Raw genomic sequence first — 24,833 nt, forward strand, 5'->3', positions numbered from 1 at the left:
CTCGTTTCGTCCTTTTCCGGTCTCAATTCATGCGCGCGCCCGACGCGCGAACCACCTCGCCCCATTTCGTGTGTTCGGTGCGAAGAAATTCATTCAGTTCCTGCGGCGTGCTGGCCTGCACGACGCCACCGAGGTTCGCCAGCGCCCGCCGCGTCTCATCCTGAGCCAGACCCTCGACGATCGCGCGATTGAGCGTGGCGATGCGGGCGGCGGGCACACCAGCTGGTGCGTAAATCGCATACCAGCCCTCGGCGATGACGCCGGGCACGCCGGCCTCGATGATGGTCGGCACATCCGGCAGCACGCCGATCCGCTGTTCGGCGGCCAGACCCAGCGCGCGGAAGGCGCCGCTCTGCACATGTGCCATCACCACGGGAATATCCACGAGCAACATGTCGATCTCGCCCGCCAGCAGCGCGGTCACGGCTGGAGCGCCTCCGCGATAGGGCACGTGCAGGATGTCCACGCCGGCGCGCATCTTGAAGAGCTCGCCGGCCAGATGGAGTGTGCTTCCGCTGCCGGTGGAACCGAAGGTGAGCCGCCCAGGCCGCTCACGGGCGAGCCGTACGAGGTCCTGGACGGATTGCGCCGGCACTTGCCTCCCGGCCACCAGGAGCTGAGGCGTGGACACCGTCCGTGTGACTGGGAGGAGGTCTCGGAACGGGTCATAGGGCATGCTCGCCTGCATGTGCGGGATGACGGCAAGCGCGCCTGCCGAGGCGAGGACGAGGGTGTGTCCATCTGCCGGGGCGCGCGCCGCCATTTCCACGGCCAGCACCCCCGCTGCGCCGCCGCGGTTCTCGATTACAAGTGGCTGACCGAGTCTGGCGGAAATCGGCGGCGCGATGATGCGCGCGATGGTGTCGGCCGTTCCGCCAGGCGGAAAGCCGACGAGCAGCCGCACGGGCCGGTCAGGAAAAGCCGGCGTCTGAGCGGAGGCGGCGCGTGCAGCGCCGAATCCTGCCAGAGCCACGCTGAGACTGCGCCTCGTCAGCATCCTTTTGGAGCCTCCTGTGCCCGCGTAGTCCGATCTGAGGGAGCATAGAGAGATTTTTGAGTGACATTCAACTACCATCGCCGCATGCTCCGCTGAGATCTTGGATGGTGGTGCGCATGACGGACGATCCGGTGCTCTATCAGCGGCATGGCCGCGTCGGCTGCGTGGTGCTGAATCGCCCTTCCAAGTTGAATGCCATCAGCGACAGCATGAAGGGCCTCCTCGTCGAGGCCTTCCTCTGTGCGGATCGCGACAAGGAAGCCAGCGTCATCCTGCTCCGCGGCGAAGGTCGCAGCTTTTGCGCCGGACACGACCTCGACAACGAGGAGGACGAGGCGGGCGGCACGAATGCCTGGCTCTGGTGGTCGCAGCTCAACGAAAGCCTGCGCTCCGAGCTCATGCCCTTCGAGGTGTCGAAGCCCGTGGTCGCCGCGGTTCAGGGGCATGTGCTGGGTGGCGGCTGCCAGATGGCGATGGTCTCCGACCTCGTCATCGCCGCCGAGGATGCAAGATTCGCCGAGCCCGAGGTGCGCTTCTCCAACACCGGCCCGCTTTTCGTCATGCCGTGGCTCGCCGGCTTTCGCCGCGCGCGCGAATTCCTCTACTTCGGCGACGCAATCGACGCGCGCACGGCGCTCGAATGGGGCATGGTGAACCGCGTCGTCCCAACGGCTGAGCTGCAGGACACCGCCATGGCCTATGCCGAGCGGCTGGCGAACATCTCACCCGAGGCGCTGACGCGGACGAAGCTCGCCCTGAAGCGCGGGCTGGAAGCCGCCGGGTTCCGCAATGCGCTCCATGCGGGTCTCGACGTCATCTCCACCCTTTATGCGACCGAGACAGACATCGGCGCGGAGTTCAACCGCATCGCCGAGAGCGAAGGGCTGAAGGCAGCGCTCGCCTGGCGTGCCTCCCACTTCAAGGTCGCTTCCGGCACCAAGGCAAAGGAAGGGTGAGCCATGCCGCGGCTTCAGCCGCTTCTCGCTCCGCGCTCCATCGCGGTCGTTGGCGCCTCCGAGCGCCCCTCACCCGGGCGCGCGATCATGGCGTCACTGGCCCGCATGGGATTCGAGGGGAAGATCTGGCCGGTGCATCCGCGGCTGCCCGCCGTGCTGGGCGTGCCCTGCTTCGCCTCCATCGCCGATCTGCCCGAGCCGCCCGATGTCGTCGCCATCTGCCTCGGTGTGGACAATGCGGTGGAGGCATTCCGCCAGGCAGCGGCGCGGGGAGCACGGGCAGCCGTCATCTACTCCGCGGGCTTTGCCGAGGCGGGCAGCGAGGAGGGGCGCCGCCGCGCCTCGATGGTCACGGCTGCTGCGCGCGAGCACGGCACCCTTCTTTGCGGCCCGAACGGCATGGGCATCCTCAGCCCGCACACGCGCAGCAGCACCTATCTGCACGAGGTGTTCGATCTTAAGCGGGTGCGCGGCAACGTGGCCCTCATCTCGCAAAGCGGGTCCATCTGCATCAGCATGGCCGCCGATTGCCGACGCTTCGGCTTCAGCTACATCATCTCGACAGGCAACGAGATGGTGCTGACCGCCGAGGCCTTCCTTGAAAGCGTCATCGAGGACCCGAACACGCGGGTGGCGGCGATGTTCCTCGAAACGGCAAGGCAGCCGGAAAGGCTGGTCGCGGCCCTCGACCGCGCCGCGACTCTTGGTAAGCCGGTCATCGTGCTGAAGGCGGGCAAGTCAGCGCGCGCAGCCCATGCCGTCGCCAGCCACACGGGCGGGCTAGCGGGCGAGGCGCCGGCCTTCTCTGCCCTCCTGCGCGCCCATCGCGCCATCGAGGTCGCGGACCTTTCGGAGCTTACGGAGGTGCTGGCCGCCGCACAGGGCCGCCATATGCCCGCTGGGCCGCGCCTCGCCATCGTCACCGGCTCGGGGGGTCAGGCGGAGTTGCTGCTCGACCTTGCCGAGGCGACCGGCATTCGCCTCGACCCCATGGCCGAGGCCGACCGCGCCTCGGTGAATTCCGTCATCGGCGACGTGCCAGGTGACGGCAACCCGCTCGATGCCTGGGGCAACGGGCAGGCAGAGGTGAACTACCCCCATGCGCTGCGGGTCCTTGGAGCCTCAGCCCATTACGATGCAGTCGCCTTCACCATGGACGGGATGGACGGGCATCCGCTCGACGCCCCCGAGGAGGACCTGCCCTATGCCGAGATGCTGGCCGAGGCGGCGCTTGCCTCGCCCAAGCCCTTCTATGGGCTGAGCACGCGCGCCGGCACCTTCCGCACCGATCAGGAGCGCGTGCTGCGCGCGGCTGGCGTGGGGCTGGTCAGCGGTGCGTCCCAGGGCCTCCGCGCCATCGCGAAGCTCGCGCAGTGGGCGCAAACGCCGCTGCAACCCCGCCCTCCGCGCGCCTTGGCGGCTGAGACGCCGGGCCGAGAGCGGCCGACGATCCACGAGCACGATGCCAAGCAGATGCTCGCCGCGGCGGGCCTCCCCGTGCCGCCGGAGCGCCTGGTGCACACCCTGCCTGAGGCATTGGCCGCCGCCGAGGCGCTGGGCTTCCCGGTGGTTCTCAAGGCCGTCTCCGACGTCATTCCTCACAAGACCGAGCATGGCCTCGTTGCGCTCGACTTGAGCGATGCCGAGGCCCTCCGGACTGCCTGGGCGACCCTGCAGGAACGGCTCGCGGGCCATGGTCAGGTGGCAGGCATCCTTGTCCAGCCCATGCTGCGCGGGGGCGTGGAGGTGATCGCCGGAGTCAAGCAGCACGAGGGCATCGGCCCGGTCATGGCCTTCGGCGTCGGCGGGACCTTGGTGGAGGTGATCGGCGAGGTCGCGCTGCGCGCTCTCCCGCTGCGGCAAGGCGAGGCCGAGGCGCTGATCGCTGAGGCCCGCCTCGCTTCAGCCCTGCTCGCCGGGGTACGTGGCGCTCCGCCCTCCGATCTCCCTTCCCTCGCGGCAGCGCTCTACGCGCTTAGCGACTTCGCGGTAGCGAATGCCGGCTGGATCGCGGAGGTGGACGTGAATCCCATCAAGGTCTTCGCGCGCGGCCAGGGATGCCTCGCGCTCGATGCCATCATCATCCCCCGGAGCTGAGTCCGCCGAATGAGCCAGATGCACCTTGGCCTCTTTGTCCTCGGCAGCGGACACCATGTCGCAGGCTGGCGAATGCCGGGGGCGGAGGCTGGGGCCGAGAACTTCCCACTCATTCAGCGCATTACCCGCACCGCCGAGCGAGCCCGATTTGACTTCGTGTTCTTCGCCGATGCTCTGAACGCTGCCCCGGGGATGCACCCCTCCGTGCTGGTGCGGCTCGAGCCCCTCACTCTGCTCGCCGCGCTGGCTGCCAGCACGACGCATATCGGCCTCGCCGCGACTTGCAACACCACCTACACCGAGCCCTACAATCTGGCTCGCCTGTTCGGCTCGCTCGACCACATCAGCGGTGGGCGTGCAGCTTGGAACGTCGTCACCGGCGCCTTCGCGGAGGCCTCGCAGAATTTCGGAACCCGCCCGCACCCGCCGCACGAGGAGCGCTACGCCATCGCGGCAGAATTCGTCCGCGTCGTCCGCGGCCTTTGGGATAGCTGGGAGGACGGCGCCATCACGATGGACCGCGCCACGGGGCAGTTTGCCGATGCTTCCCGTCTGCATGTGCTGAATCACCGCGGGGCGCATTTCGAGGTAAAGGGGCCGCTCAACCTGTCACGCCCTCCGCAGGGCCACCCGGTCCTGATCCAGGCGGGCGCCTCCGACACGGGCCGCGACCTCGCAGCCTCAATCGCCGAGGTGGTGTTCGCGGTGCAGCAGGATGTGGAAAGTGCGCGCGCCTTTGCCGAGGATATCAAGGCGCGTGCCGCGCGGATGGGCCGCGATCCCGCCCATGTGAAGGTCATGCCCGGCGTCAGCCCGATCCTGGGCGGCAGCGTAGCCGAGGCGCGCGCGAAGCTGGACCAACTCGGCGAGTTCCTCGATCCGGTGGCGGCGCTGACTGTGCTTTCGGAGCGGCTCGGGCAGGATCTTTCGGGCTACGACCTCGACGGGCCGGTGCCGGAGCTGCCGGAATCCACGATCATGCGGGGCCACGCCGCGGTGCTGACGGCGCTGGCGCGGCGTGAAGGGCTGACGCTCCGTCAGCTTCGCAACGTGGCTGCGGGAGCGATGGGGCACCGGTTGCTGCTTGGCACCCCGGAGCAGGTGGCCGACGATCTGGAAGCCTGGTTCCGGGCTGGCGCCGCAGATGGCTTCAACATCATGCCGCCGTGGTTTCCCGGCGCCTTCGACGACTTCGCCAATGAGGTCGTGCCCATCCTCCAGAAGCGCGGCCTGTTCCGTGAGGATTACTCCGGCACCATGTTGCGCGACCATCTCGGCCTGCCACGGCCGACGCATCCGACCGCGCTCTAGGAGTGCCCGTTCCGTACGCGCCGCGGATAGGAAGTTCTAAGCGCTATCCCCCATCCAGCGCCGCAGCTGCGCCGGCGAGATGGGGAGCTTGCTGACGAAGACTCTGCCGCCGAGCGCCGCATCCACCGCCGCAGCGATAGCCGCGCCCACGGCGGTCGTGCCTCCCTCCCCTGCGCCCTTCACGCCCAGCAGGCCGATGCCGCTCGGCGCATCCTCGGTCAGAAGCACGTCTATCTCTGGCGTCTCATTGGCAGTGGGCATCAGGTAGTCGGCCAAGGTGATGGAGAGAGGCTGGCCTTCGGCGTCGTAGCGGAACTCCTCCAGCAGCGCGCCGCCCAGCCCCTGCGCGAGGCCACCCGCAATCTGCCCTTCGACGAGCATGGGGTTCACCGCGCGGCCCATGTCGTAGCCAGCCATTAGCCGCTCAAGCACGACGCCACCGGTTTCCACGTCCACCCGCGCCACGGCCATGTGCACGCCGTAGGGATAGGTCATGTGGTGGGATTCAAAGCTCGCCTCCTCGCACAGCGCATCGCCCCCTGTCTCGGCAAGGCATGCCGCCACCGCGTCGCCGATTGCGACAGAGGCGCCAGAGCCGTCGGTGGCGCGGATGACGCCGCCGACCAATTCGAGCCTGTCGGCGGGGCGCTGCAGCAAAAGGGCGACCTGTGCTATGAGCTTCTGCCGCAGCTTCTCCCCGGCCATGGCAATGGCCGTCCCGGTCATTACCGTCACGCGGGTCGCGAAGGCGCCCATGCCGCGCGAAACCGCATCGGTCTGACCGTGGATGACGCGAATGTTGGCGGCGGGAATCCCAAGCGCCTCCGCACCCACCTGTGCCAGCGCCGTCGCGACCCCCTGCCCCACCGAGGCCGCGCCGGTAGCGATGGTCGCGCGGCCTGCCCGGTCGAGTTCGATCCGCACATCGTCAAAGGGACCAAGGCCACTCTTCTCCACGAAGAGGGCAAGACCGGCGCCGACCCTTTCGCCCCTCGCGCGGCGTTCAGCCAGGCGGGCCTGCAGCGCCTCCCAGCCGACGTGGCGGAGCGTTTTGTCGAGCAGCTTCTCGTAGTCGCCGCTGTCATAGACGAGCGGCGTCCCCAGCGTGTCTATGCCGCGGTCGAAGGGCATCGCTTCGCGCGGGATAAGATTGATCCGCCGGATCTCGACAGGATCCCGGCCGAGGCGTTCAGCGACGGCGTCCATCAGCCGCTCGCGCACGAAGGAACTCTCGTAGCGTCCCGGCGCGCGGTAGGTGCCGCCCGGCGTCTTGTTGGTCAGGCGCACATGCCCAACGGCGCGATAGGCGGGAAATACATAGGGCCCGGGAAGCATCGCCGCCGCGAGGTCAGGCACGGTCACGGCGTGGGTACGGACATAGCCGCCCTGGTCGTGGAAGAACTCCACATCGGCGCCGAGCACGAAGCCCACCGCATCCACGGCTGCGCGGATGCGGTGGGTCTGCTGCCTGGAATGGTTCGCGGCCATCAGGTGCTCGCGCCGGTCCTCGATCCACTTGACAGGGCGGCCAAGGCGGAGCGTCGCGAGGCAGGCCAACGCGTCCTCCGGGTAGAGTTCTCCGCGGATCCCGAAGCCTCCACCGACATGGCCCTCGTGCAGGTGGATTTGCGCCGGGTCGAGGCCGAGCATCCGCGCGAGGGCAAGGCGGTTCGCATGCGGCACCTTGGCGGCGCCCAGCATGCGCAGCACACCCTCCTCGTCGAGATAGGCGAGTGCCCCCCGGGTTTCGAGCGGCACTCCGGAGTGACGCCCGACCGAGAGCTCCAGCTCTACCACATGGGCCGCCGCGGCGAAGGCGGCGTCGAGGTCACCATAGCTCTTGCGGAGGACCGCGGCCTCCGTGCCGTGGGTCGCGCTGAAGTCGCGCGGCGCCTCGGTAGCCGAGAGCAGGACCGGCAGCGGCTCGATCTCGGCGAGGACGAGTTCCTCGGCATCCTCGGCCAGGTAGGGGTCCTCGGCGAAGACGACGGCCACCGGCTCACCGACATAGCGGACGCGATCCTGCGCCAGGATCGGCTGACGATAAGGTTCGAGGTGGGTAAGCCCCATCATGCGGAAGCCGATACGCGGGATGTCGGCGACGTCGCGCTCTGTCCACACCGCGGCGACGCCCGGCAGGGCGAGTGCGGCGGACGCGTCCACCCCACGCAGCAGGCCATGGGCGATGCTGGAGCGCACGACACGCATATGGAGTTGGCCCGGGCGGTCGAGGTCGGCGGCGAAACGCCCCTCCCCGCGCAGCAGCGCGGGGTCCTCGAAGCGCTTCAGGCGGGCGCCGATTCCGTCCATCGGTCCAGTTCCCGCGCAGCGGCGCGCACGGCAGCCAGGATGTTCTGATAGCCCGTGCAGCGGCAAAGGTTGGAGGAGAGGACGTGTCGCAGCTCTTCCTCATCGAGTGGCGTCGGGCGCTCCAGCAGCCACGTCGCGAGCATGAGGAAGCCCGGCGTGCAATAGCCGCACTGCAGCCCGTGATTCTCCCAGAAGGCGCGCTGAAGCGGATTCAGCGTGCCATCGGGTGCCGCGAGGCCTTCGACCGTGCGGATGGAGGCGCCTTCTGCCTGAACCCCGAACATCAGGCAGGAGCGTGTCGGCTGCCCATCCACCAGCACGGTGCAGGCACCGCAGACGCCGTGCTCGCAGCCGAGATGCGTCCCGGTCAGGCCGCACTCCTCGCGAAGCGTGTCGGCCAGGGTTCGACGTGGCTCGACGAGGACGCGGCGCGTCTCGCCGTTGACGGTGAAGACGACCTCTCGCTTGTTCATGCGGCCTCCCACACGGCCCGACGGCCGCGGATCAGCGCGAGGATGCGCGGCGGCGTGGCCGGGAACTCGGCGATGTCCACCCCGAAGGGGGCGAGCGCGTCGCTGATGGCGTTGCAAAGCGCCGCCGGCGCCCCGATCGTCCCGCCCTCCCCAAGGCCCTTGGCGCCCGTCAGCGTGGCGCTGCTGATGGTTTCGAGGTGGTGGATCTCGATCTCGGGAATTTCGGCGCAGGTGGGTGGGATATAGTCCGCCAGCGTGGCGGACAGGCAGTTGCCATCGGGCGCGTAGTGGATCTCTTCGAGAAGCGCGTTGGCAATGCCTTGGGCCACGCCACCCCGCACCTGCCCGTCCGCAATCATGGGATTGATGATGCGTCCTGCATCCTCGACCACGAGATAGCGGAGAATACGCACTGCCCCCGTTTCCCTTTCCACCTCGACGATGCAGCCGTGGCAGGCATTGGAGAAGGTGCCGGGCGGGTCGTAGCTGCCGCTTTCGGCGAGGTTGAAACCCACTTCGTCGGCAAGCAACTCGCTGCGCTGGTGGACGATGCGGGCGACTTCGCGCAGCGGGATCGAGGCACCGGCCCCGGTGACGGCGAGGCCGTCCCGTAACACCACCTCCTCCTCCCCACACTGGAGCAGCCGCGCGGCCCCGCGCCGCAGCTTCGCGGCGAGCCGGTCCGCCGCGATCTGGCAGGCACCGCCGCCCACCACGAGGGAGCGGGACGCGAAGGTGCCCCAGCCATAAGGCGTGCGGTCGGTGTCGCCATGGATGATACGGACCGCCAAGGGGTCGATCCCCAGCCGGTCGGCGATGATCTGGGCCAGGGTGGTTCGGAGGCCCTGCCCGTGCGGCGAGGCGCCGATGCGGGCCTCGACTTCGCCCGTCGGTGTCATGGCGATGTCCACGACCTCGTACCCCGGCACGATTTCCATGGAGCGTGCGGCGAAGGCGGGGGTGCCGTAGCCCGTGCGCTCGTTGAACACGGCAAGGCCGAGGCCCAGAAGGCGTCCGCCCCGGCGCGCCTCCGCCTGCGCTTCCCGAAAAGCGGGGATGTCGAGGTGCCGCGCGGCCTCGTCCAACGCCTCGATGTAGGAGCCTTCGTCTAGCGTGAAGCCGGTCGGGCTTTTTGCCGGGAACACGTCGTGCAGGTTGCGGCGCCGGATCTCGACCGGGTCAAGGCCGATGGCGGCTGCGGCGCGGTCCATCAGCCGCTCGATACCGAAGGTGATGACCGGGCGTGACACGCCGCGATAGGGCGCGGCCGGGCAGGAATGCGTCAGCACGCCGCGCGCCCGCACCGAATAGCTCGGGATCTTGTAGGGGCCGGGATACTCGGCCAGCGCCATGAGTGGCTCGACGGCGCAGGTGGTCGGGTAACAGGAGAAGGCGCCGATATCGGCCAGGATGTCTGCCTCCAGCGCGACCATCTGCCCCTGGGCGTTGAAGCCGGCGCGCAGGATGTGCTTCTGGTCGCGGGAATGGGCGGAGGCGATGAGGTTCTCGTACCGGTCCTCGATCCAGGCGAAGCGGCCGCGGTAACGGCGCGCGAGCCACACGAGCGCCGGGTATTCCGGGAAGAGCGACATTTTCTGCCCGAAGCCGCCGCCCACATCGGGCGCCACCACCTGCAGGTCGGCCTCTGGCAGGCCAAGCACCTCGCAAATTCCCGAACGCAGCATATGCGGCATCTGGCAGGAGGCCGCGAGGCGAAGCCGGCCGGTGGCGCGATCATACTCCGCCACGCCGCCTCGCCCCTCCAGCGGCGTCGCGTTCTGCCGGCGCGAGCGGAAGGCGAACTCGACGACATGGACGGCGCCGGCCATGGCGTCGGCGAAACCATCGGGCCGGATCGCGCCTTCGACTATGACGTTGTTGGGCGCCAGGGCGTGCACCGCGGGCGCCCCGGGGGCGAGGGCCGCCTCAAGCCCCACCACCGGGTCCTCCGCTTCGATCTCCAGCTCGACCTGCTCGAGCAGATCCTCGGCCAGCTCGGCGCTCTCGGCGGCGATCAGGGCGATGGGCTGACCCATGAAGTGCACGCGCTCGCGGGGAAGGATGGGCTGCTCCACCGCACGATACTCGAAGCGGCGCAGCGCCGGCCGGATGCCGCGCGCCTCGGGCATGTCGGCGGCTGTCACGAAGAGCGCGCCCGGCGGCAGTCCCGCCGGCGCGCGCAGCGAGACGATGCGGCCAGACGCCACCGGACTGCGGAGGAACCGTACGGCTCGAGCACCCAGCGCGATATCCGGGACGTAGCGGCCTTCGCCCCGAAGCAGAGGTGGATCCTCGGTGCGCGGCAGCCGCCGCCCGACCCAATTCACGCGACGCCCGCCTGGGCGAGGGCGCGCCGCGCCATGGCGCGCACGAGGTCGCGCCGGTACTCCGCAGGGGCGTGCACGTCGCTATGCGGATCGCAATGCGCGGCGGCGGCCTCCGCTGCGGCGCTTGCGGCCTCGGCAGAGGGCACCTGCCCGAGCAGCGTCGCTGCTGCCTCCAGCGCAAGGACCGGCCGTCCACCCAGCCCACCGAGAGCGATGGACGCTTCGCGGATCAGCCCACGGTCCAGGCGAAGCGCGCAGACCGCCATCGCGAGTGCGAAATCCCCGGCGCGCCGGCTGAACTCCGCGAAGCCGCAGCTCCACTCGGGGCCGAGCACTGGCAGGCGGACCTCCACCAGCATCTCCCCCGGCCTGATCGCTGTGGTGAAGACACCCTGGAACCAGTCGCGGGCCGCGACCTCCCGCGTGTCGGCACCGGCCGAGCGCAGGACCAGGGTGCCGCCCAGCGCGAGGGTCGTGGCGCACCACTCGGAGGCAGGGTCGGCGTGGGCGAGGCTGCCGCAAAATGTGCCGCGCATCCGGATTGGTGGGTGTGCGATGTGGCGCACTACGCGGGCGAGCAGCGCGCCGAGCGGGCCCGGCGTCACCGCCGACTCGAAATGCGCGTGGCGTGCCAGCGCACCGATGCGGAGCTGGCCTTCCTGCGCCGAGAGGTGTCCCAACCCTTCGATGCGGTTGATGTCCACGAGGACCGCCGGGCGCGCCATGCGGAAAGCCATGGTGGGAACAAGGCTCTGGCCGCCGGCGAGGACGCGCCCGTCCTCGCCATGCTTAGCCAGGAGTGCGACGGCCTCATCGAGGTTGCGTGGCGCGAAATAATCGAAGGCGGCTGGCTTCATGCGGGTGGAGAATCCCCGAGGGCGACCTTGAGTGTGATTAAAACCGCAGGCTTCCCCTTGTGCAAGCCGCCATGTCAGCTTTGCAGCAAGTTGACCCAGAGCGCGCGGGCCGGAAGCCTCTTTCGGTTGACGATGCGGTGTGGATCGGTCGAGCCGTAGGAGACGAGGTCGCCTTCCTTGAGGGTGAATACCTTGCCGCGCACCGTTACCTCCAGCGCACCGGCGACCACCACGCCGAACTCGTAGCCGCCATGGGCAGTGGGGCGGGGGGCGCTCGCCGTGCCGGGGCCGAACTCCACCATCGAGATCTCGATGCCATTGCCGGGGTCACTGCAAAGGATGCGTCGCTGCACCCCATCCGGCGTCGCATGGACAGTCTGGTCTGCGCGCCGCGAAACCGAGGGCGTGGACCCGGAGCTCGGAGGGCCCGCCAGGACCTCAGCCGTCCGCACACCGAGCGCCGAACCGATGGCAACCAGCGTGCCGATGGAAGGTGCGGCCTTCCCGCGTTCCAGCAGGCTGAGCATGGAGGATGACAGCCCGGTGCGCCCGGCGAGGTCGTGCAGCGTCATCTCCTTGGCCTGGCGCAGGGCCCGAAGCTTCGCGCCGATCGCCAGGATAAGGGCCCCGGTCTCGTGCGCGATGCCGGCCGCCTCAGGCCCCCGCGCGGCACTCCCTTTCGCTGCCGGCGCCGCCTCTTTCGCAGCGCTCAACTTCCCGCCTTCGGGGCGCGGCTTTCCTGCCGGCCGCGACCTTTCTGCACCCTGACGGCGCGTACCAGCCTTGCCCAATGCCGTCCGCATATCCTCTCCTTGATGGGTGCCGAACCATATCTTGATGGGTGCCGAACCTTATTGAGTCGCCAATGCCGCAGATCGCCTCGCCGCGCCAGCATCCGCTGATTCCAACCGGGCATCGGACCCGTACGGGGCGCGCAAAGTGACCCCGCCCTACTTGGCGCCAAGCCGGATTGGCTCGCTATCGCTGCGCAACCGCCTGGTCCGCGCTCCGACCTCAGAGACAATGGCGACCGAGGACGGGGCTGCGACGGCGGGTCTCATCCGCCTTTATGGCGATCTGGCCCGAGGCGGCGCAGGGCTGCTGCTCACCGGCCACATCTTCGTGCGGCCCGAAGGGCAGTGCTCGCCGCGGCAGATGGCGTTGCACCACGACCGCTTTATCGAGGGGCTGTCGCAATTGACCGCGGAAGTACATGCGGCCGGCGCCCGGATCTTCGCCGAACTCTCCCATGCCGGCAGCCAGACTATGATGCCAGGGCTGACTCCTCTGGCCCCTTCCGGCGTCGCGAGCGCGATCTATCCCGGCGCGCCGCGTGAGATCACCGAAGCAGAGATCGAAGAGGTGGTGGCCGCCTTCGGCGAGGCCGCGCGCCGGGCCGTAGCAGCCGGCTTCGACGGCATCCATATCCACGGGGGCAATGGCTACCTGGCGGCGCAATTCGCCTCGCCCTTGAGCAATCGGCGCAAGGATGGCTGGGGAGGCGATAGCGAGCGGCGCGGCCGCTTCCTTCTTGCGGTGTACGACGCCATTCGCAAAGCGGTCGGACCCGGGGTGCCGATCACCGCGCGCTATGGCGTGGCGGACAGCGCTGAGAGCGGGCTGACGCTGGAGGAAGGGCTTGCGCGGCTCGAAACTCTTGTGGCGCGGGGGCTGGACGGCGTGGAGCCCAGCTTGAACCTGATGCGGAGCTACAAGGAGAATATCCGCCCCTATGTCGGCGTCAGTGCCGGGCGAGCCCTGCGCGATTGGGTCGTGCCGCGCCTCTGGGAACCGGAAGGCGAGCAAGCCTACTATCTGCCCCTTGCCCATGCCATCAAGGCACGGGTCGGCATCCCGGTGATCCTGGTGGGCGGCGTGCGCAGCACGGACCGGATGGCAGAAATCCTTGATTCCGGTGCCGCCGATTTCCTTTCCCTGGCCCGTCCGCTGGTTCGCGAGCCCGACCTGCCCAACCAGATCGCGGCAGGGCGCCGCGGAATGGTGGATTGCGTCTCCTGCAACATCTGCCTCATGCATGATGGCTACGACGCGTTGAAGTGCTGGAGGCGAGATCCGCGCGACCTCATGCGACACGCGCTTTGGCGGCTGCGACAGGCTACAGGCTCCTGATCATGGTGCTCACATCCACGCGCTCCCGCACCACGCCCTGCTCGACCGCGACGTTGATGAAGCGCTGGAAGTCCTGGATATCCGTGGGCGTGAGGTCCTGTGCCATGCGGAAGTCCAGCATGGGGATGGCATCCGCGAGATCGGCCGGGGTGTTCATGTGGCTCGCGAAGAGGGGCCGGACCGAGGCAGGGTCGCGCCGGATGAGGTCCAGCGCGTCGCGCCATGCGGCGACGTAGCGCTGCGCGGCCTCCGGCCGGCGCTGAAGGAAAACCTCGGTCACGGCCGGGCCGGAAGCCCAGGTCAGCGCGTCGGATCGGCCAAGGAGGTGGGTGGAGATGACGCCCGCCTCGAGCAGGCGCGCCGCGCCCTGCCTGAGCGCGATGCTCGCCACCGGTTCGATCGTGTAGGCGGCGTCAAAGGTTCCGGCCTGGAGCGCGCCGACATGCACGCCCATCGGTTGCTCGGTCAGGGTGAAGTCGCGCCCTTCCGTCAGCCCGACGGAACGCAGCACGAAGCGTGCGGCGTTGACATTGGCCGGCCCGGGTGGGGTGAGGATACGCGCGCCCCGCAGGTCGCGCAGCGTTTGCGCGGAAGAGTTGGGCCGCACCAGGAACTGCTCCATCCGGTGCGCGGCGTTCTGGCCGTTCAGCGAGAAGAACAGCGCGGTGCCCGCGCGGCGGGCGTTGATGTTGGCGCCTTCAATGGTGACGAGGTTCGAGGTGGCATCGGCCTCCCCGGCGATCATGGCCTGGACGATGAGGGGCGGCGCCTGGAGCATGATAGGCTGCGCTTCGATGCCATGCCGGGCAAAGAGGCCACGCTCCTGCGCTATGTGGAATGGCAGGGTGGTCGTTACATTGAAGATGGCGACGCGCACGCGCTCGGCCGCCTGGGCCCTGGAGAGGCGCGGAATGGCCAAAGGGAGCGTGGCGGTGGCGACCATGAGGCAGCGGCGGCGCATCGTACGGTGTTCCCCTCTCTTCAATCCCACTCAACAAGAGTTCAGCACGCTGCGCCGGCCGAGAGCAAGCGAATGTGCCCGCCTCGACTCTGTGCTGCGCTTGTCACTGCGGGCGAGGCAGCTTTAATCTGGCTCAAGTTGCGCAATCGGAGCCGGTGATGGACGACGGGGTCAGGAGCGAGGCGGCAACCGGCGAGAGCGCGATCACCGTTCGCGGTCTGCGCAAGTCCTTCGGCGGCCTGCCCGTCTATTCCGGCTTCGACCTGGACGTGCGGCGCGGCGATATCCTGGCGATCTTTGGTCCCAATGGCTGCGGCAAATCCACCTTCATCAACATGGCCGCGGGCCTCATGCCGATCGATGGCGGCAGCATCCTCTACGGCGGGCGCACCGTGCGGCAGACCCGCATCGGCTACGTCTTCCAGAACTACCGCGAAGCTCTGTTCCCGTGGTTGCGTGCCGAGGAGAACATCCGCTACCCGCTGCGGCGCCTGGGCCTGCCGAGACGGGAGATCGATCGGCGTCTTCAGCAACTGGCCACTGATTTCCAGGTTCGCTTCGACCTCCGACGCTACCCTTATGAGCTTTCAGGGGGACAGCAGCAGCTCGTCTCGGTCATGCGCGCGCTGGCGGTGGAGCCGGAGGTGCTGTTTCTGGACGAGCCCTTCTCGGCGCTCGACTACGAGACGACGCTCGACCTCCGCGCCCTGCTCCAGGATGTGCTGAAGCGGCTTCGGGTGACGACGATCCTCGTCTCGCACGATCTCGAGGAAAGCATTGCCCTTTCTGACCGGCTGCTGATGCTGACACGCCGGCCCACCGCGGTCGCCGATGACGTAGCGGTGGATTTGCCCTGGCCGCGTACCTCTCACACCTTGTCGGAGCCGTCTTTCGTCGCGCTGAAGCGGCGCTGCCTCGATGTGTTCGAGGCAGCGGTGGCGGGCCGGGTATGAGGGCGTTTCTCCATCCCGTGCTCGGGGCGGCTGGGTTTGTCGCAGTCTGGTGGCTTGCCACTTGGCTGCGCGTTGCCGACCCCGTGCTGCTTCCTTCCCCGGTTGATACTTGGCGCGACACCGTGGCCGAGTTCGCGCGTGGGCCGCTGTGGAACGACTTGTTGCGCACTGTCTGGCGGACCGTGCAGGCCTTCGCCATCGCGACCGCCATTGGCGTGCCGCTTGGCTTGGCCTTGGGCGCGCGGGAGCGGGTCTACCGCGCGGTGGAGTTCGTGGTGGATTTCTTCCGCTCGACCCCCGCCTCCGCTCTGTTTCCCCTCTTCCTCATCCTGTTTGGTGTTGGCGAGGGCACAAAGGTGGCCGTCGCCGCTTTCGGGGCGACGCTCGTCATCCTGTTCAACGCGGCCTACGGGGTGATCAATGCGCGCCGCACGCGGGTGCTCGCGGCGCGCGTCATGGGCGCGGGAGAGGCACGCATCGTCTGGGACGTGCTGCTCTGGGAGGCGATGCCGCAGATCCTGGTCGGGATGCGGCAAGGCGTGTCACTTGCGCTCGTCATCGTCGTGGTGGCGGAGATGTTCATCGGCAGCACCGACGGGCTGGGCCAACGCGTGATCGTTGCGCAGGCGCTGTTCGAGAGCGGCCTGATGTACGGGGTGATCTTCCTCACCGGGGCACTCGGTTACGCTTTCAACCTGCTGTTCCTCGTAGCCGAGAAGCGGCTTGTCCGTTGGGGCGGCAAGTAGATTTCGCTGCTTGATGAGGAATGTCCGTGGCTTTGCCGTAGCCCTGGCCGGAGACGGCCGGCAGCGTAGGCACCACCTGGGCGGACCGTCTGGGCCCAATGCGCTGACGACAGGAACCGAGCCCGAGGAGTTTGCTTGCCAAACTCCTGCTTGTTGGCCGTACCCTCCTCGGATCTCAAGCGAGAGGAGCGAACCATGCGCCCTACGTCAGGCTTTGCCGCCGCGCTTGTGGCGTCCGTAATCGGCCTATCGGGTGTCGCATCGGCGCAGCAGCAGCCCCCCGCACGGCCGGACATGCTGTTGCGCGAGGTCGTGCAGGGCATGCCGCGCGGCGAAGGGCAGGAGGTACGCGTATTCGTCGCGACCATCCAGCCTGGGCAGGCGACACCGTTCCACACGCACCGGTTCCCGGTCACGGTCTACATCCTGGAGGGCGCCTTCACCCTCGAGATGGAGGGGCGAGAGACAGTCATTGCCAGGGCGGGCGAAGCGATGGTCGAACCGCCGAATGTGCGGATGACGGGTTATAACCGGGGATCAGAACCGACCCGGGTGGTGATCTTCTATGTCAGCGATCCCGGCACGCCGTTTCTCGACCCGGCTCACTAGCAAACGCGATCATGCGCTGCTCATGGCAAAGCCGAATTGGATTGGTCCTGGCGGCAGCGCCTGGGGGCAAAGCGAAGGAGAAGGCGCGATGCAATTGCATGGCATCCATCACCTGACCGCCGTCTCGGCGGATGCGGGCGGCAATCACGACTTCTATACGCGCGTGCTCGGGATGCGGCTCGTCAAGAAGACCGTCAACCAGGACGACACCAGCGCCTACCACCTATTCTACGCGGATGGCATCGGCAGTCCCGGCACCGATCTTACCTTCTTCGATTGGCCCGTAGAGCGCGAGCAACGCGGCACCAACTCCATCGTGCGCACCGCACTCCGGGTGGCTGGTGAAGACGCGCTGGAATACTGGGCCGAACGCCTCGAAGAGGCAGGCGTGCGGCGAGGTCCCGTGCGCGAGGTGGATGGGCGGCGGCAGCTCGACTTCGAGGATCCGGAAGGGCAGCGCCTGTCCCTGCTGGATGATGGCGGCGCCGGCCCTGCCCACCCCTGGAGCCGCAGTCCGGTGCCGGAAGCCCACCAGATCCGCGGTCTCGGGCCCATCACCATCAGCGTCCCGGAGCTTGGCCCATCCGACCGCTTCCTCAGGGAAGTGATGGCCATGCGCCCGGTCCGCAGCCACGCGGCGCCGGATACACTGGCCGTGACCGTCCAGGTCTATGAGATGGGCGAGGGAGGCCCAGGGGCAGAGCTTCACGTTCGGGTCGAACCGGACCTGCCGCCCGCGCAGCAAGGTGCGGGCGGCGTTCACCACGTCGCCTTCCGCGTGCGGGATGAGGAGTACGCAGCCTGGGTCGAAAGGCTGCAGCGCCTGGGCATCCGCTCGAGCGGGCCGGTGGACCGTTTCTGGTTCCGCAGCCTCTACACGCGCGAACCGAACGGAATCCTCTATGAGATCGCGACCGAAGGCCCCGGCTTCACCGCCGACGAGTCGCTTGAGACCTTGGGCGACCGCCTGGTCCTCCCGCCTTTCCTGGAGCCGCAGCGCGCCGCCATCGAGCGCCGATTGAAGCCGATTGGGTGAGCGAAGGAGCCGAGCGCCCCTTGGTCAGGACAGGGAGTTTTGCCCCGCTGTCCGAAGGGAGTCGAAGTTTTCCTCCAGACCTAAGTTTCGAGCGACTTTGCGATCCCGCAATCGCGCGGCCGCGTTGAGCATGGGCATCCACGACGGCCAGGGCGGCTCCGAACTGGCCCTTTCCGCACGCCCCGACCAAAGGCAGGGAAACAGCCCCATGCAAGAGACAGCCACTGATCACCATGCCGTAGGGGCGCCAGCCAATCCGCGCTCCCGCGTGATCTTCGCCAGTCTCGTCGGCACAACGGTCGAATTCTACGACTTCTATGTCTATGCGACGGCGGCAGTGCTGGTGTTCCCCCACCTTTTCTTCCCAACCGGAAATGAGACGACTGCGCTCCTGTCCTCCTTCGCTGTCTTCGGCGCCGCCATGATTGCGCGGCCACTGGGTGCGGTCTTCTTTGGTCATCTGGGCGACAGGCGCGGTCGCAAGGCGACCCTCGTGGGTGCATTGCTGACCATGGGCATCGCGACCTTCCTCATCGGCCTGCTGCCGACCTATGAGACGGTGGGGTGGGTGGCCCCGGCAATGCTTGTGATGCTTCGCCTGGCTCAGGGTTTTGCGCTTGGCGGCGAGTGGAGCGGCGCCGCACTCGTCGCGACGGAGAACGCCCCAGCCGGAAAGCGTGCCGTTTTCGGCACCTTCCCGCAGCTTGGCGCGCCGCTTGGCTTCATTATTGCCAATGGCCTGTTCCTCGTGATCGCGGCGTTGCTTCCTTCCGCGGACCCGTCCCGGCCGTCCGCGGCGTTCCTTGAATGGGGCTGGCGCATCCCGTTCCTGTTCTCAGCCATCATGGTTGTGGTGGGGCTCTGGGTGCGGCTCAATCTTGTGGAAAGCTCGGCCTTCGCGAAGACAGTGAAGCGCGGGTGCGTCACGAAGCTGCCCCTTGCCGAGGTTTTCCGGACCCATGGCAAGGAGATGGTGCTCGGCACCTTCTATATGCTCGCCACCTACGTGCTCTTTTACTTGATGACCACCTTCTCGCTCAGCTACGGCCGCGCGCCGGCGGAGGGCGCGGTCCCCGGCCTCGGCTACGACTACACCACCTTCGTGCTGATGATGATCGTCGGCGTCGTCTTCTTCGGTGTCTTCACGCTCGTCTCGGGCCATGGGCCGACCGATGGGGCCGTCGCAGAACCCTGATCTGGACCACCTTGGCCATCGCGCTCTTCGGGCTGCTCTGGGTGCCGATACTGTCGGCTGGGTTCGCTGGCGTGATGGCTTGGTTGGTCCTCGGCTTCACCCTGATGGGCTTGACCTTCGGCCCGATGGGCGCGCTGCTTCCAGAGTTGTTCCCGGCTAATGTGCGCTACACGGGCTCCGGGATCTCCTACAACGTGTCGTCGATCCTCGGAGCGGCGGTGGCGCCGTTTATCGCCGTGGCACTGTGGCGTGCCGGCGATGGCAGCCCGTTCTGGGTAGGAGTCTATCTTTCGGTGATGGCAGCGCTGACGCTCATCGCGCTCCTGCTCGGAACGGAAACCAAGGATGTCGACATCGAAGCGTGAGCCTGTGGCGCTTTGGGATGTATTTGCTCTCCCACAGGCAAGTCCCAGATACCGCCATCGCTATGCAGGCATTGGACCAAGCTGGTTCCTTTAATCGCCGAGGAGGCTGCCGCGCACAGCCCAGGGGGGCACCTTGGCCTCGCGGCTCCCCTGCCCTCTCCGGTCCAGTATCCTCCAGGCTCCTGCCCCAAACTGGCAGCCTGCCTTGGACACCAGAGGAGGAAGCGACTCGACTCCGAGCCCTCTCAAACAACCGATGGATAGGTCAGGACGCCCTCATGGATGACCGCGGCCGGCGTCATCTTCGCTGGTTCGATCCGGCCATTGTCCATCAGGTGCAGAACCGTCCGGCCATTGGCCAAAAGGTAGTCTGCGATGATGCGGCGATGGCAGCGCCACCAGACTGCCTCCGAGCACATGATCGCACAAGGAGCTTCGACACTGAGGTCCATCAGAAGATTCAAGCCTCGGAGGAATGCCTCGGACATGGCGTAATCGGCATAGTTGTGAAAGCTCTGGTTCTCCCAGAAGCCGTTCACGTCCGGCGGCACCTCCCGCAGCCGGCTGCGGCGGCCCCCAAGTTCTGGAATGATGGTGTGGCGGATCTGCCGCTCAGCAAGCGTGGCCGGCAGAGTGTCGAGGTTGTACTGCGGATTGGTGCGCGATCGGGGGATGCTTCGCACGTCCACCAGATGCTGCACGTTGCCGGCACTCAACAGCTCGACGAACTCATCGATCGAACGAGTGGAATGGCCGATGGTGTAGACCGGATATGCATCCTCAATCCGGCCCATGTTGCCAACTCACCTCATAGCTCACCCTTCAGCACAAGCAAAACTTCCGCAGCGAGCCGGCGGTTGAGCTGCAGCAGACTTGCGCATGAGGCTCGACGAACTGGGGATCGGGAGCCTGTGCGCCGACCGGGCGGCAAGTCGGTGGTCGCCTCCCGATCCTCGCTGGGCGTCCCAACGTCATGGCGGCATCCTTTCGTTCAGGCTTGCTGACCAAGCGCGGTGCCTAACCCGGTTGTTCACGGGGCCAGAATAAGCCTCAATTGACCGGAGTGGCTTCCCATCATCCATGGAGCAATGCCGTGACGCCGATTGTGAGATACCTCTTTGCGGCTGGTTTGCTGATGCCGCTTCTGTCCCCTGCACAATCCCAGGTGCTCAGATTCGAGCCGGCCGGGCCCGCAGAGATCATCCTGGACGGCCGTGAGTTCGGCGCGGCCGGCCGGTACGAACGTATCACGGCTCGCGCCACCATAGCGCTCGATCCGGCCAACCCGCGCAATGGCGTCATCGCCGACCTCGCGCTCGCACCCCGCAATGCGCAAGGACAGGTTGAGGCCGTTGCCGACGTCACGATCCTCCGCCCTGCGGATCCAGCGCGTGGCAACGGCACGATGCTCCTTGAAGTTCCAAATCGCGGCCGCAAGCTTGCGCTTCCGCTCTTCAACGGAAGCCCGACCGCGGCCAGCGAACGCGAAGCCGGCAATGGCTTCCTGTTCCGCCAGGGCTACACCTTGGTCTGGGTCGGCTGGCAAGGTGATTTCAGGCCTGCGCCGGGCCAGCTGGGGATTACGCTGCCTGTTCTGCAGGGCGTCTCAGGGTCTATGCGGGAGGAGCTGCAGGTTGATGCCAACCGCCCCAGCACGGTAGCCGCCCTGCATTACCCGGCTGCGAACCCGTCCGACGCACGGCTTACCGTGCGCCATCGGTGGGATGGCCCGCGCGAGACTCCCCCGGATCTTTCCTTCCGCTTCACCGCGCAGGACCGTGTCGAAGTGATGCGCCCCGCAGGCTTCGACGCGGGCGCCATCTACGAACTCACCTATACCGCGCGTGATCCGCAGGTCCTTGGCCTCGGATTCGCAGCAATACGTGATGTGGCCAGCTTCCTCCGGCACGAAACGGGTGGGACGAACCCGCTGGCAGGCCAGGTCTGGCGCAGCATTGGCTTCGGTGTTTCCCAGTCCGGGCGCTTCCTGCGGGATTTTCTTTATCTTGGCTTCAACGAGGACACGCAGGGACGCGCAGTCTTTGACGGGCTGATGCCCCACGTCGCGGGTGGCCGCCGCCTGTTCATGAACACGCGTTTTGCGCGTCCCGACAAGGCACCACGGCACCTCCAGGACCCGGCTTGGCCCGCCGATGCGTTTCCCTTCACGTACAGCGAAGTCCTGAATCCCTTCACCGGCGAGCGGGACAGCTTGATGAGGCGCTGCCGCCTTTCCTCGACCTGCCCTCGCGTGATGCACACCGATACGGAGTACGAGTGGTGGGGCGCCCGGGCCTCCCTTGTTGTCACGGACCTTGGAGGAAGGCATCTGGACCTTCCAGGCGACGTGCGGACCTACATGGTCACCGGCGCGCCGCACTTTGCCGAGCCTGGAGCCGCAACCCGTACGCTTGCGAGTTGTGCGTTGCCCGTCAGCCCCGTCCATGCTGGCGCGCCGATGCGGGCGTTGCTCGGGCACCTAGAGGCATGGGTGCGCGGCGAGAGCGAACCGCCTGCGAACCGCGCCCCGAGCCTGGCGGCCGGCACGCTGGTGGATCCTGCGCAGGCGCTGCCAGTTGCTTTGCGGAGCATCCCCTACTCGGGGATACACGTGCCTGCGGCGCAGTCCGATCATTCCGTGGTACCGCCGCGCGAACTGGGACGATTCCCTGTCTACGTGCCGCGCCTTGACCTCGATGGGATGGCAATCGCTGGCATCCGCCTGCCGGCGGTCGAAGCACCACGGGCTTCGCTTCTGGCCTGGAACCCGCGCGCGAGCGGCTATGGAGAGGGGATGCTTTGCCCGCTTCAGGGGAGCGTCGTTCCCTTTGCAGCAAGCGCGTCCGCCCGCGAAGCGGCGGGTGACCTGCGGCCTTCCCTCGAGGAACGCTATGAGACGCCGGCCGCCTATGTCGCTGCGGTGCGGCAGGCCGCGGAACGCCTCGTCGGCGAGCGCCTCCTTTTGCCCGAGGATGCCGCCGCCATGGTCACTGCGGCAGAGAATGGAGCGCTCTCGCCCTGAGCGTGCACCTGCGCGGCAAGCTCGCCTCTCGGTGCCAGCGGGTCGTCGGATCCGACCTGCTGGCGGCCACCATCATGGCGGTTTGACCATCCGGCGGCGAACCGAATGCGCCGAGCTTTTGAGGGGGTGGGTAGTTTTTTGATGCGAAGGAAAGTAAGCAGCACTACGATCCATGACGCCTGATCGATTCGGATCTGAAAGCCGGTCGGGGTACTCTAGGGGACTGGAAGGCGGCCGTGCGGGAGGGGGAATCCCGCACGGCCTCACCTCAGCCGCCGGGGTTGGGGGAAAGAAGCGGCAAAGGCTTGAATCCCTTAAACATTACTTGTCGCGATACTCGAACAAATACTTCGTTACGACATGTAACAGCACATGCACAAAGTGGTATGCTTTCATCGCGACTGCTCAGTCCCGAATAGCGGTTTGCCGCACCAAATTATGAGGCGGGCGGACGGACCCCGCTGCAAGATCGAGGACGAGGAGTGCCCGTCCATCATCAAGCAGGAGCGGTCCTTCCTGCCGGCCGGTTCATCTCCACTCGACGCAGGGAATGGCGCACAAGCGGTAGGCTTGTCCGCATTAATCCGGGCGGATGTTATTCTCCCGCACCACGCGCCCCCAGGTGGCGATCTGGTTGGCCAGCAAGCGTGCAAAGACCGGCTCGCCTTGTGGGTCCAGGTCGATCCCAAGCGCCTGCACACGCTGGCCCACCTCAGGCTTGGCAAGTGCCGCCCGCAATTCGGCCTCCATCCGTTGCTTGATGGGAACCGGCAGGTTGGCCGGGCCGAGAAATCCCCAGAAGGCGCGAGCATCGATGCCGTTCACGCCTGCCTCGGCGAGCGTCGGCACATCCCGCATGGTGGGCGAACGACTTGCGCTTGTCTGTGCAAGTGGCACGAGTGCGCCCGAGTCCACATGGGCCCCGATGGCGGGTCGCGTCGCGATCGGCAGGTCCACCTCACCCGCGACCGCAGCCACGGCAAGCGGACCACCCCCGCGATAAGGCACGTGCACGAGCTGGATGCCAGCCGCCTTGGACACGAGCGCCATGGTCAGATGCGCGAGCGAGCCATTGCCGATGGTGCCGAAGGTGATGGTATCAGGGCGCGCCTTGGCGGCGGCCACGACCTCCGCGAAGTTGCCCCAGGGCCGGGCGCGGTGCTTCGTCAATGCCATCGGCGCGGTGCCGAACATCAGCAGGGGCGTCAGGTCGCGCTCGGTATCGAAGCCCATATTGGGGATGAGCGCTGGGTTCACCGCATGCGTATCGAAGACTAACACCCAGGTGTTTCCGTCCGGTGCGCTGCGCGCCACGCTAGCTGTGCCGATGGCTCCCGAGGCCCCGGTGCGGTTCTCCACCACGATGGGCACGCCGAGCGCCTGTTGCAGATGGGGCTGGAAGATGCGCGCCAACGCGTCCGTGGACCCGCCGGGGGGAAAAGGTGCGACGAGGCGGATGGGCCCGTTCGGCCAGGACGGCTGGGCAAGTGCGGGCGCGGCGAGTGATGCGGCAGTGGCAGCAAGCAGGCTGCGGCGCAGGCTGGTCATGTCTCCCCCTTATTCCTTTGCATTCCGGGCATCATGACTGGCCAACACCCGACAGGTCCAGGGATGTCAAAAGTCCCTCCTCCACACGGGCGTGGTGAGGAGGTTTGAAAAGCGCAGAGTCGAGAGATCACTCCGCGGATCGCCGGTCCAATGCTGAGACGATAAGCATCGCCATGGCGGCGGATTGCAACGCGCGTCACATCCGGTTCGGCTCGGCGTGACAGTCCATCTGGCCACTGCAGGCTGCCGATCGGCATCGGGGCGCGGCTCAAAGCCTCGACGCCCGAGGCCCTCGAGCCCCGGCTGCGCGCCGAAGTTCCGCGATGGGCCGAGATGGTCCGGATTTCGGGAGCGCGGGCCGGCTCACCTCGCCCTTATGAAGGAGGTTTGCACTACGCAGCGGAACCCAAGGCAGAGGGGGAAGCGTTGTCCCGGCAGATCGGATCCCAGGGAGCGCCCCCTTCGTGACGGACAGCATCGCCACCATTGGCTATGAGGATGCGACACCAGACCAACTAGTCGCTGCGCTGCGGGACGGCGGCGTGCGGATGGTCGTGGATGTTCGTGCTCTCGCCAATAGCCGTCGTCCGGGCTTCGCCAAGACAGCCCTTTCGGCGGCGCTGGCCGAGGCGGGGATCGGATACCGTCACCTCCGTGCCCTGGGCACACCGCCCGCCGGCCGGCAGGCGTCCCGGGAGGGACGACCCGAGGAGATGCGCCGCATCTTCCGCGCCCATCTAGAGGGAGTGGAAGCTCAGGCGGCCTTGGCTGACCTTGCAGAGCAGGCACGGCGCGAGCCCGTCTGCCTTCTCTGCCTGGAGGCAGATCCCGCTCGTTGCCACCGCACCCTCGTAGCCGAGGCGGTCGGCTTGCCGGTGAAGCACCTTCGGTCATCGTGATGAGGGCAGCCGGCTGCCCAATGCCAATGCCGCAAGCCGCT

At 67.3% G+C, this 24,833-nt stretch carries 21 protein-coding genes; 12 read left to right on the forward strand and 9 right to left on the reverse strand.

What is annotated here, in order from left to right:
- Nucleotides 1-22 precede the first annotated feature (22 nt).
- Nucleotides 23-997: a Bug family tripartite tricarboxylate transporter substrate binding protein gene (locus JTJ31_RS09805; RefSeq protein ID WP_207538462.1), complete on the reverse strand. Its 975-nt coding sequence runs from the start codon at nt 995-997 to the stop codon at nt 23-25.
- A gap of 116 nt (nt 998-1,113) precedes the next feature.
- On the opposite strand from JTJ31_RS09805, the gene JTJ31_RS09810 reads away from it, so the two are divergent.
- Genes JTJ31_RS09810 through JTJ31_RS09820 form a run of 3 tightly spaced genes read left to right on the forward strand, consistent with a single transcriptional unit; the run spans nt 1,114 to nt 5,361 of the window.
- Nucleotides 1,114-1,953, forward strand: a complete 840-nt coding sequence (locus JTJ31_RS09810; protein WP_207538463.1) for an enoyl-CoA hydratase/isomerase family protein — start codon at nt 1,114-1,116, stop codon at nt 1,951-1,953.
- A 3-nt stretch (nt 1,954-1,956) separates the two neighbouring features.
- Nucleotides 1,957-4,050, forward strand: coding sequence for an acetate--CoA ligase family protein (locus tag JTJ31_RS09815; protein ID WP_207538464.1), 2,094 nt, complete (start codon nt 1,957-1,959; stop codon nt 4,048-4,050).
- Nucleotides 4,051-4,059: 9 nt separating this feature from the next.
- Nucleotides 4,060-5,361 carry an LLM class flavin-dependent oxidoreductase gene (locus JTJ31_RS09820; RefSeq protein WP_207538465.1) on the forward strand — a complete coding sequence of 434 codons (1,302 nt, stop codon included), beginning with the start codon at nt 4,060-4,062 and terminating at the stop codon, nt 5,359-5,361.
- Between the two features lie 36 nt (nt 5,362-5,397).
- Here JTJ31_RS09820 and JTJ31_RS09825 read toward each other — a convergent pair whose 3' ends face one another.
- From JTJ31_RS09825 to JTJ31_RS09845, 5 genes are all read right to left on the reverse strand, one after another.
- Nucleotides 5,398-7,671 (reverse strand): xanthine dehydrogenase family protein molybdopterin-binding subunit, encoded by a 2,274-nt coding sequence (locus JTJ31_RS09825; protein ID WP_207538466.1) that lies wholly within the window; start codon nt 7,669-7,671, stop codon nt 5,398-5,400.
- On the reverse strand, nt 7,647-8,144 hold the full coding sequence (locus tag JTJ31_RS09830) for a (2Fe-2S)-binding protein (protein WP_207538467.1): 498 nt from the start codon (nt 8,142-8,144) through the stop codon (nt 7,647-7,649). Before JTJ31_RS09830 ends, JTJ31_RS09825 begins: the two co-directional genes overlap by 25 nt.
- Nucleotides 8,141-10,471, reverse strand: coding sequence for a xanthine dehydrogenase family protein molybdopterin-binding subunit (locus tag JTJ31_RS09835; RefSeq protein WP_207538468.1), 2,331 nt, complete (start codon nt 10,469-10,471; stop codon nt 8,141-8,143). Before JTJ31_RS09835 ends, JTJ31_RS09830 begins: the two co-directional genes overlap by 4 nt.
- Nucleotides 10,468-11,328 carry an FAD binding domain-containing protein gene (locus JTJ31_RS09840; RefSeq protein ID WP_207538469.1) on the reverse strand — a complete coding sequence of 287 codons (861 nt, stop codon included), beginning with the start codon at nt 11,326-11,328 and terminating at the stop codon, nt 10,468-10,470. The genes JTJ31_RS09835 and JTJ31_RS09840 overlap by 4 nt, the downstream gene beginning before the upstream one ends.
- Nucleotides 11,329-11,402: 74 nt before the next feature.
- A complete protein-coding gene (locus tag JTJ31_RS09845; RefSeq protein WP_207538470.1) occupies nt 11,403-12,041 on the reverse strand; it encodes a cupin domain-containing protein in 639 nt (212 codons plus the stop codon).
- Nucleotides 12,042-12,267: 226 nt separating this feature from the next.
- Here JTJ31_RS09845 and JTJ31_RS09850 point away from each other — a divergent pair, with 226 nt between their 5' ends.
- Nucleotides 12,268-13,458: an oxidoreductase gene (locus JTJ31_RS09850; RefSeq protein ID WP_207538471.1), complete on the forward strand. Its 1,191-nt coding sequence runs from the start codon at nt 12,268-12,270 to the stop codon at nt 13,456-13,458.
- Here the strand turns inward: JTJ31_RS09850 and JTJ31_RS09855 are convergent.
- Nucleotides 13,445-14,419, reverse strand: coding sequence for an ABC transporter substrate-binding protein (locus JTJ31_RS09855; RefSeq protein ID WP_207538472.1), 975 nt, complete (start codon nt 14,417-14,419; stop codon nt 13,445-13,447). The genes JTJ31_RS09850 and JTJ31_RS09855 overlap by 14 nt on opposite strands.
- A 158-nt stretch (nt 14,420-14,577) precedes the next feature.
- Here JTJ31_RS09855 and JTJ31_RS09860 point away from each other — a divergent pair, with 158 nt between their 5' ends.
- From JTJ31_RS09860 to JTJ31_RS09885, 6 genes are all read left to right on the forward strand, one after another.
- Entirely contained in the window at nt 14,578-15,372 is a 795-nt protein-coding gene (locus JTJ31_RS09860) for an ABC transporter ATP-binding protein (RefSeq protein WP_207538473.1), read from the forward strand.
- Nucleotides 15,369-16,118 (forward strand): ABC transporter permease, encoded by a 750-nt coding sequence (locus tag JTJ31_RS09865; RefSeq protein ID WP_207538474.1) that lies wholly within the window; start codon nt 15,369-15,371, stop codon nt 16,116-16,118. The genes JTJ31_RS09860 and JTJ31_RS09865 overlap by 4 nt, the downstream gene beginning before the upstream one ends.
- 195 nt (nt 16,119-16,313) lie before the next feature.
- Nucleotides 16,314-16,727 carry a cupin domain-containing protein gene (locus JTJ31_RS09870; protein ID WP_207538475.1) on the forward strand — a complete coding sequence of 138 codons (414 nt, stop codon included), beginning with the start codon at nt 16,314-16,316 and terminating at the stop codon, nt 16,725-16,727.
- An 88-nt stretch (nt 16,728-16,815) separates the two neighbouring features.
- Nucleotides 16,816-17,763: a ring-cleaving dioxygenase gene (locus JTJ31_RS09875; RefSeq protein ID WP_207538476.1), complete on the forward strand. Its 948-nt coding sequence runs from the start codon at nt 16,816-16,818 to the stop codon at nt 17,761-17,763.
- Entirely contained in the window at nt 17,756-18,958 is a 1,203-nt protein-coding gene (locus tag JTJ31_RS09880; protein WP_207538477.1) for an MFS transporter, read from the forward strand. Before JTJ31_RS09875 ends, JTJ31_RS09880 begins: the two co-directional genes overlap by 8 nt.
- Nucleotides 18,959-18,969: 11 nt before the next feature.
- Complete coding sequence (locus JTJ31_RS09885) at nt 18,970-19,323, forward strand: MFS transporter (protein WP_207538591.1); 354 nt, start codon at nt 18,970-18,972, stop codon at nt 19,321-19,323.
- A gap of 245 nt (nt 19,324-19,568) precedes the next feature.
- Here JTJ31_RS09885 and JTJ31_RS09890 read toward each other — a convergent pair whose 3' ends face one another.
- A complete protein-coding gene (locus JTJ31_RS09890; protein ID WP_207538478.1) occupies nt 19,569-20,117 on the reverse strand; it encodes a DUF488 domain-containing protein in 549 nt (182 codons plus the stop codon).
- 341 nt (nt 20,118-20,458) lie between these two features.
- Here JTJ31_RS09890 and JTJ31_RS09895 point away from each other — a divergent pair, with 341 nt between their 5' ends.
- The gene (locus JTJ31_RS09895) at nt 20,459-22,345 is read left to right on the forward strand and encodes an alpha/beta hydrolase domain-containing protein (protein WP_207538479.1); all 1,887 of its coding nucleotides are present in this window, start codon (nt 20,459-20,461) and stop codon (nt 22,343-22,345) included.
- Between the two features lie 579 nt (nt 22,346-22,924).
- Here the strand turns inward: JTJ31_RS09895 and JTJ31_RS09900 are convergent.
- Nucleotides 22,925-23,893 carry a tripartite tricarboxylate transporter substrate binding protein gene (locus JTJ31_RS09900; protein WP_207538480.1) on the reverse strand — a complete coding sequence of 323 codons (969 nt, stop codon included), beginning with the start codon at nt 23,891-23,893 and terminating at the stop codon, nt 22,925-22,927.
- A gap of 464 nt (nt 23,894-24,357) precedes the next feature.
- On the opposite strand from JTJ31_RS09900, the gene JTJ31_RS09905 reads away from it, so the two are divergent.
- Nucleotides 24,358-24,792, forward strand: coding sequence for a DUF488 domain-containing protein (locus JTJ31_RS09905; protein ID WP_207538481.1), 435 nt, complete (start codon nt 24,358-24,360; stop codon nt 24,790-24,792).
- Nucleotides 24,793-24,833 lie beyond the last annotated feature (41 nt).

The organism is Sabulicella rubraurantiaca (genome assembly GCF_017355885.1).
GTDB lineage: Bacteria > Pseudomonadota > Alphaproteobacteria > Acetobacterales > Acetobacteraceae > Roseococcus > Roseococcus rubraurantiacus.

Coding starts and splice junctions, on each gene's coding strand:
- JTJ31_RS09805 (WP_207538462.1), bottom strand. CDS start 997: ATGCTGACGAGGCGCAGTCTCAGCGTGGCTCTGGCAGGATTCGGCGCT.
- JTJ31_RS09810 (WP_207538463.1), top strand. CDS start 1,114: ATGACGGACGATCCGGTGCTCTATCAGCGGCATGGCCGCGTCGGCTGC.
- JTJ31_RS09815 (WP_207538464.1), top strand. CDS start 1,957: ATGCCGCGGCTTCAGCCGCTTCTCGCTCCGCGCTCCATCGCGGTCGTT.
- JTJ31_RS09820 (WP_207538465.1), top strand. CDS start 4,060: ATGAGCCAGATGCACCTTGGCCTCTTTGTCCTCGGCAGCGGACACCAT.
- JTJ31_RS09825 (WP_207538466.1), bottom strand. CDS start 7,671: ATGGACGGAATCGGCGCCCGCCTGAAGCGCTTCGAGGACCCCGCGCTG.
- JTJ31_RS09830 (WP_207538467.1), bottom strand. CDS start 8,144: ATGAACAAGCGAGAGGTCGTCTTCACCGTCAACGGCGAGACGCGCCGC.
- JTJ31_RS09840 (WP_207538469.1), bottom strand. CDS start 11,328: ATGAAGCCAGCCGCCTTCGATTATTTCGCGCCACGCAACCTCGATGAG.
- JTJ31_RS09855 (WP_207538472.1), bottom strand. CDS start 14,419: ATGCGCCGCCGCTGCCTCATGGTCGCCACCGCCACGCTCCCTTTGGCC.
- JTJ31_RS09860 (WP_207538473.1), top strand. CDS start 14,578: ATGGACGACGGGGTCAGGAGCGAGGCGGCAACCGGCGAGAGCGCGATC.
- JTJ31_RS09865 (WP_207538474.1), top strand. CDS start 15,369: ATGAGGGCGTTTCTCCATCCCGTGCTCGGGGCGGCTGGGTTTGTCGCA.
- JTJ31_RS09870 (WP_207538475.1), top strand. CDS start 16,314: ATGCGCCCTACGTCAGGCTTTGCCGCCGCGCTTGTGGCGTCCGTAATC.
- JTJ31_RS09875 (WP_207538476.1), top strand. CDS start 16,816: ATGCAATTGCATGGCATCCATCACCTGACCGCCGTCTCGGCGGATGCG.
- JTJ31_RS09890 (WP_207538478.1), bottom strand. CDS start 20,117: ATGGGCCGGATTGAGGATGCATATCCGGTCTACACCATCGGCCATTCC.
- JTJ31_RS09895 (WP_207538479.1), top strand. CDS start 20,459: ATGCCGCTTCTGTCCCCTGCACAATCCCAGGTGCTCAGATTCGAGCCG.
- JTJ31_RS09900 (WP_207538480.1), bottom strand. CDS start 23,893: ATGACCAGCCTGCGCCGCAGCCTGCTTGCTGCCACTGCCGCATCACTC.